Annotated in this window: 13 protein-coding genes; 6 read left to right on the forward strand and 7 right to left on the reverse strand. The window is 56.0% G+C overall.

Annotation, left to right across the window (positions count from 1 at the left end; all coding sequences use genetic code 11):
* Positions 1-27: 27 nt before the first annotated feature.
* The 7 genes from QV747_RS06085 to QV747_RS06115 all read right to left on the reverse strand — a co-directional run bounded on the left by QV747_RS06085 (position 28) and on the right by QV747_RS06115 (position 8,159).
* A complete protein-coding gene (locus QV747_RS06085; RefSeq protein ID WP_273430430.1) occupies positions 28-1,119 on the reverse strand; it encodes a ribonucleotide-diphosphate reductase subunit beta in 1,092 nt (363 codons plus the stop codon).
* A 95-nt stretch (positions 1,120-1,214) separates the two neighbouring features.
* Complete coding sequence (locus tag QV747_RS06090; RefSeq protein WP_273430432.1) at positions 1,215-1,808, reverse strand: hypothetical protein; 594 nt, start codon at positions 1,806-1,808, stop codon at positions 1,215-1,217.
* Between the two features lie 16 nt (positions 1,809-1,824).
* Positions 1,825-2,859 carry an adenosine deaminase gene (locus QV747_RS06095; protein WP_273430434.1) on the reverse strand — a complete coding sequence of 345 codons (1,035 nt, stop codon included), beginning with the start codon at positions 2,857-2,859 and terminating at the stop codon, positions 1,825-1,827.
* A 465-nt stretch (positions 2,860-3,324) separates the two neighbouring features.
* On the reverse strand, positions 3,325-3,543 hold the full coding sequence (locus tag QV747_RS06100; protein ID WP_273430436.1) for a DUF2188 domain-containing protein: 219 nt from the start codon (positions 3,541-3,543) through the stop codon (positions 3,325-3,327).
* A 423-nt stretch (positions 3,544-3,966) separates the two neighbouring features.
* Complete coding sequence (locus QV747_RS06105; RefSeq protein WP_028450804.1) at positions 3,967-6,864, reverse strand: ribonucleoside-diphosphate reductase subunit alpha; 2,898 nt, start codon at positions 6,862-6,864, stop codon at positions 3,967-3,969.
* A 340-nt stretch (positions 6,865-7,204) separates the two neighbouring features.
* The gene (locus QV747_RS06110; protein ID WP_028450805.1) at positions 7,205-7,684 is read right to left on the reverse strand and encodes a peptidylprolyl isomerase; all 480 of its coding nucleotides are present in this window, start codon (positions 7,682-7,684) and stop codon (positions 7,205-7,207) included.
* A gap of 7 nt (positions 7,685-7,691) precedes the next feature.
* A complete protein-coding gene (locus QV747_RS06115; protein WP_028450806.1) occupies positions 7,692-8,159 on the reverse strand; it encodes a peroxiredoxin in 468 nt (155 codons plus the stop codon).
* 59 nt (positions 8,160-8,218) lie between these two features.
* Between QV747_RS06115 and QV747_RS06120 the strand changes: the two genes are divergently transcribed.
* The 6 genes from QV747_RS06120 to QV747_RS06145 all read left to right on the forward strand — a co-directional run bounded on the left by QV747_RS06120 (position 8,219) and on the right by QV747_RS06145 (position 13,125).
* Positions 8,219-9,376 carry a cupin domain-containing protein gene (locus QV747_RS06120; RefSeq protein WP_273430440.1) on the forward strand — a complete coding sequence of 386 codons (1,158 nt, stop codon included), beginning with the start codon at positions 8,219-8,221 and terminating at the stop codon, positions 9,374-9,376.
* The gene (locus QV747_RS06125; protein ID WP_273430442.1) at positions 9,369-9,857 is read left to right on the forward strand and encodes a hypothetical protein; all 489 of its coding nucleotides are present in this window, start codon (positions 9,369-9,371) and stop codon (positions 9,855-9,857) included. The genes QV747_RS06120 and QV747_RS06125 overlap by 8 nt, the downstream gene beginning before the upstream one ends.
* A gap of 206 nt (positions 9,858-10,063) precedes the next feature.
* Positions 10,064-10,270: a hypothetical protein gene (locus QV747_RS06130; protein WP_034619865.1), complete on the forward strand. Its 207-nt coding sequence runs from the start codon at positions 10,064-10,066 to the stop codon at positions 10,268-10,270.
* A 107-nt stretch (positions 10,271-10,377) separates the two neighbouring features.
* Entirely contained in the window at positions 10,378-11,697 is a 1,320-nt protein-coding gene (locus tag QV747_RS06135) for a TRZ/ATZ family hydrolase (protein ID WP_273430444.1), read from the forward strand.
* A 53-nt stretch (positions 11,698-11,750) separates the two neighbouring features.
* The gene (ubiG, locus tag QV747_RS06140) at positions 11,751-12,473 is read left to right on the forward strand and encodes a bifunctional 2-polyprenyl-6-hydroxyphenol methylase/3-demethylubiquinol 3-O-methyltransferase UbiG (protein ID WP_373317297.1); all 723 of its coding nucleotides are present in this window, start codon (positions 11,751-11,753) and stop codon (positions 12,471-12,473) included.
* Positions 12,466-13,125, forward strand: a complete 660-nt coding sequence (locus QV747_RS06145) for an HAD family hydrolase (protein ID WP_034619869.1) — start codon at positions 12,466-12,468, stop codon at positions 13,123-13,125. Before ubiG ends, QV747_RS06145 begins: the two co-directional genes overlap by 8 nt.
* The last annotated feature ends 42 nt before the right edge of the window (positions 13,126-13,167 follow it).

Consider the following 13,167-nt stretch of genomic DNA (forward strand, 5'->3'; position numbering starts at 1 on the left):
ACCTTTTGCAACTTTAAAAAGTAAGACTTAATCCCAGCTCAACGCCCCACCCGTCTGATACTCCGTCACCCGAGTCTCAAAGAAATTCTTCTCTTTCTTCAAGTCGATCATTTCCGACATCCATGGGAATGGATTATTCGCACCCGGGAACAGCTCGTTCAAACCAATCTGCACCAACCGACGGTTGGCGATAAAGCGCAGGTATTCTTTAAACTGGCTGGCATTCAGGCCCAATACACCGCGTGGCATGGTGTCTTCGGCGTAGGCGTATTCCAGATCGACGGCTTTTTGGAATAGGCCGTAGATTTCTTGCTTGAATGACTCAGTCCACAAGAGCGGGTTTTCCAGCTTGATGGTGTTGATGAGGTCGATACCGAAATTGCAGTGCATCGATTCATCGCGCAGGATGTATTGATATTGCTCGGCGGCGCCGGTCATTTTGTTTTGACGGCCCAGCGCCAGGATTTGTACGAAGCCGACATAGAAGAACAGGCCTTCCATGATGCAGGCAAAGACGATGATCGAGCGCAGCAGCTGTTGATCGGTTTCGAGCGAGCCGGTTTTGAAGGCCGGATCGGTCAGTACGTCGATGAAAGGCATCAGGAAATGATCTTTGTCGCGGATCGATTTCACTTCGTTGTAGGCGTTGAACACTTCGCCTTCGTCCAGACCCAGCGATTCCACGATGTATTGGTAGGCGTGGGTGTGGATGGCCTCATCGAAGGCTTGGCGCAGCAGGAACTGGCGGCATTCGGGTGAGGTGATCTGGCGATAGGTGCCCAACACGATGTTATTGGCGGCGAGCGAGTCGGCGGTGACGAAGAAGCCGAGGTTGCGCTTCACGATGCGCATTTCGTCTTCGGTGAGCTGGCCGGTTTTCCATTGCTCGATGTCGCGCTGCATGTTTACTTCTTGCGGCATCCAGTGGTTCGCGCACTGGGCCAGGTATTTTTCCCACGCCCATTTGTGCTTGAACGGCACCAGTTGATTCACGTCGGTGGTGCCGTTGATTACGCGTTTGTCGTCGGCGGTGATGCGGGCCGGTACGGGCTGGCCGCCTTGGGCTGGGGCTTGGCCGCTGGCGGTGCGGGTGGTGATGGCGTCGTCAAAGCTGAGCATCGTGGTTCCTTTCTGTTCTGACTATTGTTGATTGCTGTTCATTACGGTTGATTCGGTACCGAGTGGCGGCGCGGGCTGCGCATTCGGTGGTGGAATCAGGTTGAGGGCTTGGCCAACGGTTGCTGGCGGATATTCTCGGTGCGGCTCACGCCATGGCGCTGCTGCAATTCGTATTGGTCGCGGGCGAAATCCTGCCGGTAATCGACCGTGGATTGGTAATTCATCTGCAGGTGAATTTCGCCGAGGTATTGCACTTCGCCCGCGCGGACGGTAAAGCGCTGATCGAGCGGCACAAAGACGTTTTCCCAGTTGCCGAATAAATCAAAGCTATTCCCGGGCCGGCGCCAGCTGCCGTAGATATTGGCGAGGCGATATTCACCGGCGGGCAGCGGCAGTACAAACAGTCGGCCGCTGGGGTTGCTTTGCTGGCCGGGGGCGCGGATAAAGTCGGTGACCAAGCGCAGCTGCAGCCATTGGCGGCCGGCGGGGCCATCGAGCTGCAGGCGAGCCTCGGCGGTATCACGATCAAAGCTCTGCGCGGTGAAAGCCAGTACGGCAATCCCCTGCCCGGCCGGCGGCTGCAGCTGGCCATCTTGCACCAGATTCACCTTGGGCGCGGCCAGATTGGCGCAGGCCGTCAGCGCGGCCAGCAGCGCGATGAGGGATAGACGTTGGCAGAGTTTGAACATGGCGGCCATTTCCGGTTTAAGCGTGGGCGGCCTGATGGTCGGCCAGCACTTGGGTAATTTGGGCTTGCCAGTGCGCTTGCTGCGCCGCGGGCAACCAGCTGGCGGCGAAACTATTGCGCACCAGTTGGACAATTTCGTCGGCGCTCAGTTGCAGCGCCTGCCGACAGGCGTAGAAATTCTGATTGAGATAGCCGCCAAAATAGGCCGGATCATCCGAATTCACCATCGCGCACAGGCCGGCTTGCAAGAGCTGGCGCAGATTGTGTTGCGCCAGATCGGTGACCACGCAGAGTTTTAAATTGGATAGCGGGCAGACGGTGAGCGGCACTTGCTCGGCGGCGAGGTGCGCCACCAGCGCCGGGTCTTCGGTGCAGCGCACCCCATGATCGATGCGGCGTGATTTGAGCAGATCGAGCGCTTCCCAGATATAGCTGGCGGGGCCTTCTTCGCCGGCATGCGCCACGGCGGGCAAGCCCAGCTCGGCGCAACGGGCAAACAGCCGCGCAAACTTGCTGGGCGGGTGGCCCATTTCGCTGGAATCCAGCCCGACACCGTCGATTTGATCTAGATACGGCTCGGCCTGCGCCAGCGTGGCGAAGCCATCTGCTTCCGACAGATGACGCAGGAAACACATGATCAGCTTAAAGCTAATGCCCAGCTTGGCTTCGCCATCGCGCAAAGCGCGGTGGATGCCTGCGAGCGGTACGGCAAAATCAATACCGCGCGCGGTGTGGGTTTGCGGATCGAAGAAAATCTCGGTGTACACGATCTGATCGGCGTGGGCTTTTTCGAGGTAGGCCCAAGTCAGATCGTAAAAATCTTGCTCGGTGAGCAGCACCGAGGCGCCCGCATAGTAAAGATCGAGGAAGGATTGCAGGCTATCAAACTCATACGCCGCGCGCACCGCCGCCACATCGGCGTAAGGCAAAGCCACGCCATTGCGCTGCGCCAGCGCAAACATCATCTCGGGCTCGAGCGAGCCTTCGATATGCAGATGCAGCTCAGCCTTGGGCAGGCGAGCGATGAGAAGGTCGAGCGGGTGTTGGGTCACAATCATTCCTATCTGTTAAAGCAAAACTCACCTAGCTGCGTTACTTTGTCTGGCCGTACGACTTGTACAGGCTGCGACAAAGTGCCTTGCTAGGCGACTTTTGCATAAATTTAAAATCGGGATCACCGATATTTTAAACGCCTCACCGAAACGTCTTAAATATCGGCACCGCTATGCGGCACCGGGGTATATCAATGCTAGCAATGTTCAAAATGCTTTTCAGGCATATACCCACCCTACGGCAGTACCACGCTGATTGCGCTGGGGTTTAAACCCCTTTCGCCCATCGCCGAGGAAGTGGAGCGAGACAAACTGCTTTATCGTTTGGCTCGCGACCGACCGAGGGAAGCCCGGAGGGCCGCAGGCGGGGGGCGCCTTTCTTTGATGACTTTCTTTGGCGACGCAAAGAAAGTCATCCCCGCCGCGGGTAGCGGCACCTAAACAATGGTGCCGCAGGCACTAACATCAGCCTTTAGGTGGAAAAGGATCTTTACCGTAAGTATTACGCTCACGAATTTGACCATTTTTCCCTTGCACAATTAATTCCACACCTTGGTTTTTTGCGATTTGCTTGCCTTCTGCTATCGCAGTCGCCTGATGTGAAAATTGTTTTGTTACCTTCTTGCTACCTTCACCACGAACAGCCCACGCACCATTGTGCGGCACAACCCATTGATTCGGCATTGTAAAAATCCTTATGTTAAAACTGAATGATTCAAACTTTGATTTGGTGAACCCGAAAAATCGAGTTCACCTTTCGACTCAAACCTTATTAACGATCAGGTAATGAGCGGGTGTGTGCACATACATCCTCACGGCGACCATTGCGCATGCGGACATAAGCACAGACCGGTACAGTTTTAAGCTTGTGCATAAAACCTCCTTATCTATGAAAACAGACTGTGTGTGAAAACTAACGCCGTCTGTAGATTGGAGGTGATTGCAAAACCAATCAGTGCTAACATCAAATCTTCCTTCCCCAAGGAATTTGAAGAGCAATAATTGGAAGCAGAGGGACACCTCACTACCATGCTTTTCAGGAAACCCTGCCATGCTGAAACATGGTGGGGTTTTTTTATGCCCCGAAAACTTCGGGGCATATCCATATTACTGACACGCCTCGCAATCTGGATTATCAATCGAGCAGAACTTCGCATCGGTCGCTGGCGTAGCATCCGCCACTGCAGCGGCCGCAATCGCCGCTTGGGCTGCAGCAGCGGCGTTGTAGCCACCATCCACCGGTACGGCATTGAGCTCACCGCCACGGCCGGTCGATTTCTCGGCCGAAGTGGCTGCCAGCGTGCGCAGGTAGTAAGTGGTTTTCAGGCCACGCGTCCAGGCGAGTTTATACAGCTCGTCCAGTTTTTTACCCGAAGCACCGGCCATGTAGATGTTCAGCGATTGCGCTTGGTCGATCCATTTCTGGCGACGTGAAGCGGCTTCCACCAGCCATTTCGGATCCATCTCGAAAGCGGTGGCATACAGCTCTTTCAGATCGTGCGGAATACGATCAATGCGCTGCACCGAGCCATCGAAGTATTTCAAATCCGACACCATCACTTCATCCCACAGGCCACGTGCTTTCAGATCGCGCACCAGGTGTTCGTTGATGACGGTGAATTCGCCGGACAGATTCGATTTCACGTACAGATTCTGGTAAGTCGGCTCGATACACGCATCCACGCCAATGATGTTGGAGATGGTGGCGGTAGGCGCGATGGCCAGGCAGTTGGAGTTGCGCATGCCGTAGGCGGCGATGCGGTCGCGCAGCATGGTCCAATCCAGCCGCGAGCTGCGATCCACTTCCAGATAGCCGCCGCGCTCTTCTTCCAGCAGGCGCAGTGAGTCTTGCGGCAAAATGCCACGATCCCACAGACTGCCTTTGTAGCTGCCGTAAGTGCCGCGCTCTTGCGCCAGCTCAGTCGAGGCCCAGTACGCGTGGTAGGCCACGGTTTCCATCGACAGATCGGCAAATTCCACCGCCGCCTCTGAGGCATACGGTACGCGCAGGGCGTGCAAGCAATCCTGGAAGCCCATAATGCCCAGACCCACCGGACGGTGTTTCAGATTGGCATTGCGTGCTTTGCGCACCGGGTAGAAGTTAATGTCGATCACATTGTCGAGCATGCGCATCGCGGTTTTCACCGTTCGCGACAGTTTCTCTGCGTCGAGCTGACCATTTTTCAGGTGGTTGTACAGATTGATCGAGCCCAGATTACATACGGCGATTTCTTCGTCGTTGGTGTTCAGGGTGATCTCGGTACATAGGTTCGACGAATGCACGACGCCAACGTGTTGCTGCGGGCTGCGGATATTGCATGGGTCTTTGAACGTGATCCATGGGTGGCCGGTTTCGAACAGCATGGTCAGCATTTTGCGCCACAGCGTCAGCGCCGGGATTTTCTTCGCCACGCGCATTTCGCCACGGGCCGCTTTGGCTTCGTAGTTCAGGTAGGCGGTTTCAAAGGCTTTGCCGACTTTATCGTGCAGATCGCTGGCTTCGGATGGGCTGAACAAAGTCCACTCGCCGCCTTCCATCACGCGCTTCATAAACAGATCAGGAATCCAGTTGGCTGAATTCATGTCGTGGGTACGGCGACGATCATCACCGGTGTTTTTACGCAGCTCGAGGAATTCTTCGATGTCGGCGTGCCAGGTTTCCAGGTAGGCACACACGGCGCCCTTGCGTTTACCACCCTGGTTTACGGCCACGGCAGTGTCGTTCACCACTTTCAGGAATGGCACCACGCCTTGTGATTTGCCGTTGGTGCCCTTGATGTGGCTGCCCATCGCACGAACGTTGGTCCAGTCATTGCCCAAGCCACCGGCGAATTTTGACAGCAAGGCGTTTTCTTTCAGCGCTTCGAAAATGCCATCCAGATCATCCGGTACGGTGGTCAGGTAGCAGCTCGACATCTGGCTGTGACGGGTACCCGAGTTGAACAGCGTCGGGGTTGAGCTCATGAAGTCGAAGCTCGACAACACGTTGTAGAACTCGATGGCGCGCTCTTCACGATTGATTTCGTTCAGCGCCAGGCCCATGGCCACGCGCATAAAGAAGATTTGCGGCAGTTCGATGCGGCGATCTTCGATATGCAGGAAATAGCGGTCGTACAGGGTTTGCAGGCCGAGGTAACCGAACTGGTAATCGCGGTTGTGATCCAGCGCGGCCGCGAGTTTTTCCAGGTTGAACTGGGCCAGTTTTTCATCCAGCAGCTCGGCATCGATGCCTTTTTTCACATAGCGCGGGAAATACTCAGCGTAGCGCGTAGCCATCTCTTCGTGGCTCACTTCTTCACCCAGCACTTCGCGGCGCAGGCTGTGCAGCACTAGACGGGCGGTGACTTGGGTATAGGCTGGGTCGACTTCCAGGAAGGTACGCGCCGCCAATACGGTGGATTTGCGCAGCTCTTCGGCTGGTACGCCGTCGTAGAGGTTTTTCAGGGTTTCGGCCAAGATTTGTTCTTGGTCGGTGTAGGCTTCCAGACCCGTACACGCAGAGGCGATCAGCGCTTTGAGCTTGCTGATATCCAGCGGGCGGCTAGAGCCATCTTCGTATTGCACATTGATCGCGTGTTGCTGCTCGGCCGGCTGATCCTGACGGGCGGCCGCGCGCTCGCGCTGACGCTCATTGCGATACAGTACATAGGCACGCGCCACGTCGTGTTCGCCCGAGCGCATCAGCGCCAGCTCAACCTGATCTTGGATGTCTTCGATATGGATCGCGCCACCATCGGGCTTGCGGCGCATCAGCGCGCTCACCGCAGCATCCGTCAGACGCGCCACCAGCTCACGCACCGCCGCGCTGGAAGCGGCATGGCTACCCTGTACGGCGATAAAGGCCTTGGTTAGCGCCACGGTGATCTTGGTGGGCTCAAAAGGCACCACCGCGCCATTGCGACGGATAATCTTGTAGTTGGCGTACTGCGCAGCATCGTGCGACAGCGCCGGTACTTCGGCATTCTCGTTGCGGCTGGCTGGGGTACTTTCAAGCGTAGCGTACATGCACGGATCCTTGTGTATAAGTCTGTGTATAGTTTGTGGGGAAACACAACATCTTGTGTTGAGCTCACCTTGTTGGCACAAATACTAGGGGAAAGTGGGGGACTAGTGCAACAGGCGCGCGATGTGCTAGCGGACCAGCGGTGGTGGGTAGGCCGGCAAACCAAGCAAAGCGGGACTTGGCTCAGCTGTGCGCACATTAAACTTACATGACAGGCGGTTGCAAGTTTGCAACAACTGCGAAAACGCCAGCTTGGCAGGGTATGAAAAACGGCGACCTGAAGAGATCGCCGTGAATATTACCGCGCAGAGATGACAGCCATGCTGCCATCGCTAGCACAGATTAATGGTGGTGGCCGTGTTCACCGTGCACGTGGCCGTGCGCGATTTCTTCGGCGCTGGCTTCACGCACATCAGTCACTTGGGCTTTGAACACAATGTTCATGCCGGCAAATGGGTGGTTGCCATCCACAGTCACGCGGTTGCCTTCGATTTCAGTCACGCGGAACAGAATGATTTCGCCGGTTTCTGGATCATCCGCTTCAAACATCATGCCCACGGATACTTCAGGTGGGAACTGATCTTTCTCTTCGTCGCGTACGAGTTCTGGGTCGAATTCGCCGAAAGCGTCGTCAGCCGACATGCTCACTTCTACCAGATCACCGGTGGTTTTGCCGTGCAGCGCTTCTTCAACCAGCGGCAGGATATTGTCATAACCGCCATGCAGATATGCAATCGGCTCTTCGGTTTTGTCCAGTTGGTTGCCCTCTGCGTCGAACATCTGATAGTGCAGTGTAACAACGGAATTTTTAGCGATTTGCATAGTTGGATTATCCTAGCTGTTTGACAAGATTTAGTATTTCGGCCGCATGGCCTTTGGGCGATACGTGATACAGAGCGTGGCGGATCACGCCAGCCTGATCGATCACAAAGGTAGAGCGCTCAATGCCGTATCTTACCATGCCCTGCGCTTCCCATTCGTGCACGGCATGATACAGACGGCTGACTTCCAGCTCGGTGTCGGCCAGCAGATCAAACGCCAAACCTTGCTCATCGATAAAGCTGTCGTGCGACAGACAGTCATCCGAGCTAACCCCGAGAATAATCGTCTGGTATTGCGCAAATGCGTCAACCCGATCGGAAAACTCCACCGCCTCGACAATGCCGCCCGGGGTGTGATCTTTGTTAAAAAAGTACAACACGACATTGCGCTGGCCACGAAACTGGCTCAATTGCACCATGTCCATGGCGGCATCCGGCAAGGCAAAGTCCGGTGCCAGGTCTCCGGCATTCAGCATGAATTCTCCAGTCGGTGCGATAATAGTCTTTGTTATGGTTTTCTTTATAGTCACTCGCGATGCGTAAAACAGCTTTCCATGCCCCGCTGCTCGGCGGAATCAGCCCTGAAACCTTTCTGGCCGAATACTGGCAGAAAAAACCGCTGCTGATTCGCCAGGCCTGGGATCGCTTTCCCGAGCTGATCGATTTTGCCCGCTTAAGCGAATTTGCCCAGCGCGACGACATCGAATCGCGGCTGATTACCCAGCAAAACGGCCGCTGGACGCTCGAGCGCGGCCCGTTTAGCCCCAGCCGCCTCAAGCGGTTGCCTGAAACCGACTGGACCATCTTGGTACAAGATGTGAACCATCAGGTGCCGCACATCGCCGAGTTTTTATACCAGTTTAATTTCCTGCCCTATGCCCGGCTGGATGACGTGATGATCTCCTACGCCCCACCCGGCGGCACAGTCGGCCCGCATTATGATTCTTATGATGTGTTTTTGTTGCAGGTGGGCGGCAAAAAACGCTGGCAAATTTCCAGCGACGACGCGATGGGCTTTATCGAAGACGCCCCAATCCGGGTCCTGAAAGAATTCAACCCCGAGCAGGAATGGATACTGGAACACGGCGATATGCTGTATCTGCCGCCCAAATATGCGCACTATGGCGTTGCCCTTGAGCCGGGCATGACGTATTCGGTGGGGTTTCGCGCGCCGAAAACCCAGGAAATCGCCAGTAAATTTCTGGAATACCTGCAGGATGAATTGTGCCTCGATGGCATGTACAGCGACCCCGACGCGCAAGTCACCACCACCCCGGCGCAGATTGATGCGCAATTTACCGCGCGTATTCAGCAGATGCTTACGCAAATCCGCTGGGATGAACACATGGTGCAGGATTTTATCGGCCGCTATTTCTCCGAGCCCAAGCCGCATGTGTTTTTTGACCAGCACAGCGACCCACTCGAATACGACGATTTTGTCGCCGCCGTGGCTAGCCACGGGGTGACGCTGAATCTGAAATCACAAATGCTCTACAACGAACAAGGCATTTATCTGAATGGCGAAGCACTGGAAGCCGATGAGCTAGCCAGCCTCAGCGCCACCGAGCTCGCGCAGCTGCGCGCGCTGGCCGATCAGCGCAGCTTGCCCGGCGGTGAATACGACGAGGCTTTGCTCGAAGTCTTATATACCTATCACGAATACGGCTATCTGGCCCCCGCCAACCATGGCTGACACGGCAGCGCAACGCGAACGCTTTGATACCCGCGCAGGGTATCAAGCTGGGATCGATCAATTATTTGATCTGGCCAGCCATACCCTGCAAATCAGCGAAAACGATGCCAGCGAGATGGGGCTAGGCAGCGCGGCCAACCAGCAGCGCTTGTGGCGCTTTTTTACTCAGCCCTCGCCGGGGCGGCTGCAACTGCTGCTGGCCCGCGAAGATTATCTGCGCACCGGCTGCCCGCGCTTTACACAACTGGCCGAACGATTTGCGCATTTAATTGAAGTGCGCTTAATTCCCGCTGAGTTACGCCACCAGCCAAAAGGCTGGCTGATTGCCGATCATTTACATTATCTGGAACGCCATCATTACGACTGGTTTCGGGGTGAATGGGGTAGTCAGCGCCAATATGCCACTCAATTGAGCCAACTTTTTGCCACACTCTGGGCGCAATCCTTACCGATTAGCGCTTCGCAACGTCTTGATTTATAAGGATGTACACGGCGTTACACGGAGTAGCAGTTTACATTGCATTTTTAAGGCCAAAAGCCGCTTGCAGCACTAGCAATTTACCGACGAGCTGATTAGAATTCGCAGCGTTGGTTGTGAAACACCTCACGCCGAAGTGAATTTAGGCGATTGGCCAATTGGCCGGTTACCGAAACTTTTTAGTTAATCTTTTCGAAAAGGATTTCAAAATGAAACAATCTCTGCTCGTTGCTGCTCTGTTGGCTGTTGCTCTGTCTGCTTGTGGCAAAAAAGAAGAAGCTACTGAAGCTGCTTCTGCTGTAGTTGAAGCTTCTGCTCCTGCTGCTGAAGCTTCTGCTCCAGCTGCTGAAGCTTCTGCTGCTTCTGAAGCTGCTGCTGCTCCTGAAGCTTCTGCTGCTTCTGAAGCTGCTAAATAATTCGGAATTTTCCGAATTAGCGAAAAGCCGACCGATTGGTCGGCTTTTCGCATTTCAGGCCCCCTGCTAGCCTGATAAAATAAGCCATCTGCTTTTTCGAGCTCATCATGGCGACCGATATCCTCTTTCCGCGCTGGCTAATTCCGGTAGTTCCCCACCACACCGTACTGACCGAGCATGCGCTGGTCATTACCGATGAGCGAATCAGCGCCATTTTGCCGCGCGAACAAGCAATAGCCGCCTATCCCGCGGCACGCCACCACGAATTACCCCAACACGCACTGCTACCCGGGCTGATTAATCTGCACGCCCACTCGGCCATGACGCTATTGCGCGGTTATGCCGATGATTTGCCACTGATGCGCTGGCTGCAAGAGCACATCTGGCCGGCCGAAGGCGCGCATGTCAGCGATGATTTTGTGTTTGATGGCACGCAGCTGGCGATTGCCGAGATGATTGCCGGCGGTACCACCAGCTGTAATGACATGTATTTCCATCACAGCGCTGTGGCTCGTGCAGCACTGGCCAGCGGTTTTCGCATGACCATCGGCTGCTCGATTCTCGAGTTCCCCACCCCCTATGCCAGCAATGCCGATGATTACATTGGCAAAGCATTAAAAAGCCAGGCCGAATTTGCCGGCGAGAAACTACTGCAATTCACCTTGGCGCCACATGCGCCCTACACGGTGAGCGATGCCACCTTCCAGCGCGTGATAACCCTCGCGGATGAACTTAATCTCGGCATTCACTGCCATATCCACGAAACACTGGATGAAATTAACACCAGCCAGAAAGAATACGGTGTGCGCCCGCTAGAGCGGCTAGCCGGGCTGGGCCTCTTGGATAGCCCGCTGGTGGCGGCACACATGGTCCACACCACCGATAGCGAGATCGCACTCTTGGCCAAAAAAGGCGTGCATATTGCGCACAACCCGGCCAGCAATCTAAAGCTCGCCTCGGGGCTGGCGCGAATTCAGGCGCAGCTGGCGGCCGGCGTGAATGTGGGCATTGGCACCGATGGTGCAGCCAGCAACAATAAACTCGATATGCTGGCCGAGCTGCGGCTGGCGGCCTTGCTGGCCAAGGGCCAGAGCGGCGATCCGGAAGCGATTCCGGCTTGGCAGGCGCTGGAAATGGCCACGCTCAATGGCGCCCGCGCTTTGCAGCAGGAAGATCGCTTGGGCTCACTGGAAGTTGGTAAACAAGCCGATTTGATCGCCGTGGATCTCTCCGCGGTGGGCACCCAGCCATGTTACGATCCGGTCTCGCATCTGGTGTACGCCGCCGATCGCCAGCAGGTGAGCGATGTCTGGATTGCTGGCCGCGCCGTATATCGCCACGGCCAGCATCAAAGTTTGAATCTGGCGCAAGTTCAGGCCAAAGCACGACAATGGCAAAGCAAGATTAGCGCGGGTATACGCGCGTAGACCTTATAAGGATTAGCATTGTGAGCAATACCCCAGAGCAAACTACCGAACACATCAATGTTGATGAAGCAGAAATCGCCAAGTTTTCTGCGCTGGCCCACAAATGGTGGGACAAAACCAGCGAATTCAAACCGCTGCACGACATCAACCCGCTGCGGCTGGGCTTTATTGCCCAACACGCTGGGCAAAATGCCGAGCTGGCTGGGCTGAAGATTCTGGATGTGGGTTGCGGCGGCGGCATTTTGTCGGAAGGCATGGCCGAGCGTGGCGCCGACGTCACCGGCATTGATCTGGCCGATAAATCGCTGAAAGTCGCCAAGCTGCACCTGCTGGAGCGCGGCGCCGACAGCGGCCTGACTCTCAATTACCGCAAAGTGCCGGTGGAAGCGCTGGCCGAAGAATGCCCGGAAAGCTTTGATGTGGTCACCTGCATGGAAATGCTGGAGCACGTGCCCTCGCCAGCCAGCGTGGTTGCCGCCTGCGCCCGCTTGGTCAAGCCGGGCGGCTGGGTGTTTTTCTCCACCATCAATCGCAACCCGAAAGCGTATTTGCTGGCCGTCGTGGGCGCAGAATATGTACTGAATATGCTGCCGCGCGGCACGCATGAATACAGCAAGTTCCTCAAACCATCGGAGCTGGCGCGCATGACGCGCACGGCCGGCCTGGATACCGTGGCCCTCACCGGCATGAGCTACAACCCGCTCACTGATGTGTACAAACTGGGCGACGATACCGATGTGAACTATCTGGTGGCCACAAGGAAAGCCCATGTCTAAACCGATTCGCGGCGTGTTGTTCGATCTGGATGGCACACTGGCCGACACCGCACCCGATCTGGGCGCCGCACTGAACCGCCTGCTGGCCGAAGAAGGCATTAGCGCCCAGCCCTACAGCGCCATTCGCCCACTGGCCAGCCACGGCGCTCGCGGCCTTTTGGAACTGGGCTTTGGCGTAACGCCCGCCGATGCGCGCTTTGCCGAATTACGCGCGCGCTTTCTCGATCACTACGAGCAAGACCTTTGCGGGCAAACCACACTATTTGATGGCGTGCGCGAACTGATCGAGGGCATCCATGCCCGCGGGCTGGCTTGGGGTATTATCACCAACAAGCCAATGCGCTTTACCGATCCGCTGGTGGAATTACTCCCCCTCCCTATCCCGCCGCAGACCTGTGTTTCCGGGGATACCGTGGGTATACCCAAGCCTGATGCCAAACCCATGCTGCATGCCGCGGCGGAGTTAGGGCTAGATCCGGCCGAATGCCTGTATGTGGGCGATGCCGAGCGCGATATCGAAGCGGGACGCAAAGTGGGTATGACCACCGTACTGGCGCGCTATGGCTATATCAGCGCTACCGACCAGCCCGAAGCCTGGGGCGCCGATCTGGCCATCGCCCATCCACTGGAATTGCTGGCTCATTTAGACTGATTCGGGTTACAATCTGTTTTCTTCATGCCGCATGAAGACCTC

Source organism: uncultured Chitinibacter sp. (assembly GCF_945957625.1).
GTDB lineage: Bacteria > Pseudomonadota > Gammaproteobacteria > Burkholderiales > Chitinibacteraceae > Chitinibacter > Chitinibacter tainanensis.

Bases quoted from the DNA above. Each gene is read 5' to 3' on its own strand.
- QV747_RS06085 (WP_273430430.1), bottom strand. From the start codon at position 1,119: ATGCTCAGCTTTGACGACGCCATCACCACCCGCACCGCCAGCGGCCAA.
- QV747_RS06090 (WP_273430432.1), bottom strand. From the start codon at position 1,808: ATGTTCAAACTCTGCCAACGTCTATCCCTCATCGCGCTGCTGGCCGCG.
- QV747_RS06100 (WP_273430436.1), bottom strand. From the start codon at position 3,543: ATGCCGAATCAATGGGTTGTGCCGCACAATGGTGCGTGGGCTGTTCGT.
- QV747_RS06105 (WP_028450804.1), bottom strand. From the start codon at position 6,864: ATGTACGCTACGCTTGAAAGTACCCCAGCCAGCCGCAACGAGAATGCC.
- QV747_RS06110 (WP_028450805.1), bottom strand. From the start codon at position 7,684: ATGCAAATCGCTAAAAATTCCGTTGTTACACTGCACTATCAGATGTTC.
- QV747_RS06115 (WP_028450806.1), bottom strand. From the start codon at position 8,159: ATGCTGAATGCCGGAGACCTGGCACCGGACTTTGCCTTGCCGGATGCC.
- QV747_RS06120 (WP_273430440.1), top strand. From the start codon at position 8,219: ATGCGTAAAACAGCTTTCCATGCCCCGCTGCTCGGCGGAATCAGCCCT.
- QV747_RS06125 (WP_273430442.1), top strand. From the start codon at position 9,369: ATGGCTGACACGGCAGCGCAACGCGAACGCTTTGATACCCGCGCAGGG.
- QV747_RS06130 (WP_034619865.1), top strand. From the start codon at position 10,064: ATGAAACAATCTCTGCTCGTTGCTGCTCTGTTGGCTGTTGCTCTGTCT.
- QV747_RS06135 (WP_273430444.1), top strand. From the start codon at position 10,378: ATGGCGACCGATATCCTCTTTCCGCGCTGGCTAATTCCGGTAGTTCCC.
- QV747_RS06145 (WP_034619869.1), top strand. From the start codon at position 12,466: ATGTCTAAACCGATTCGCGGCGTGTTGTTCGATCTGGATGGCACACTG.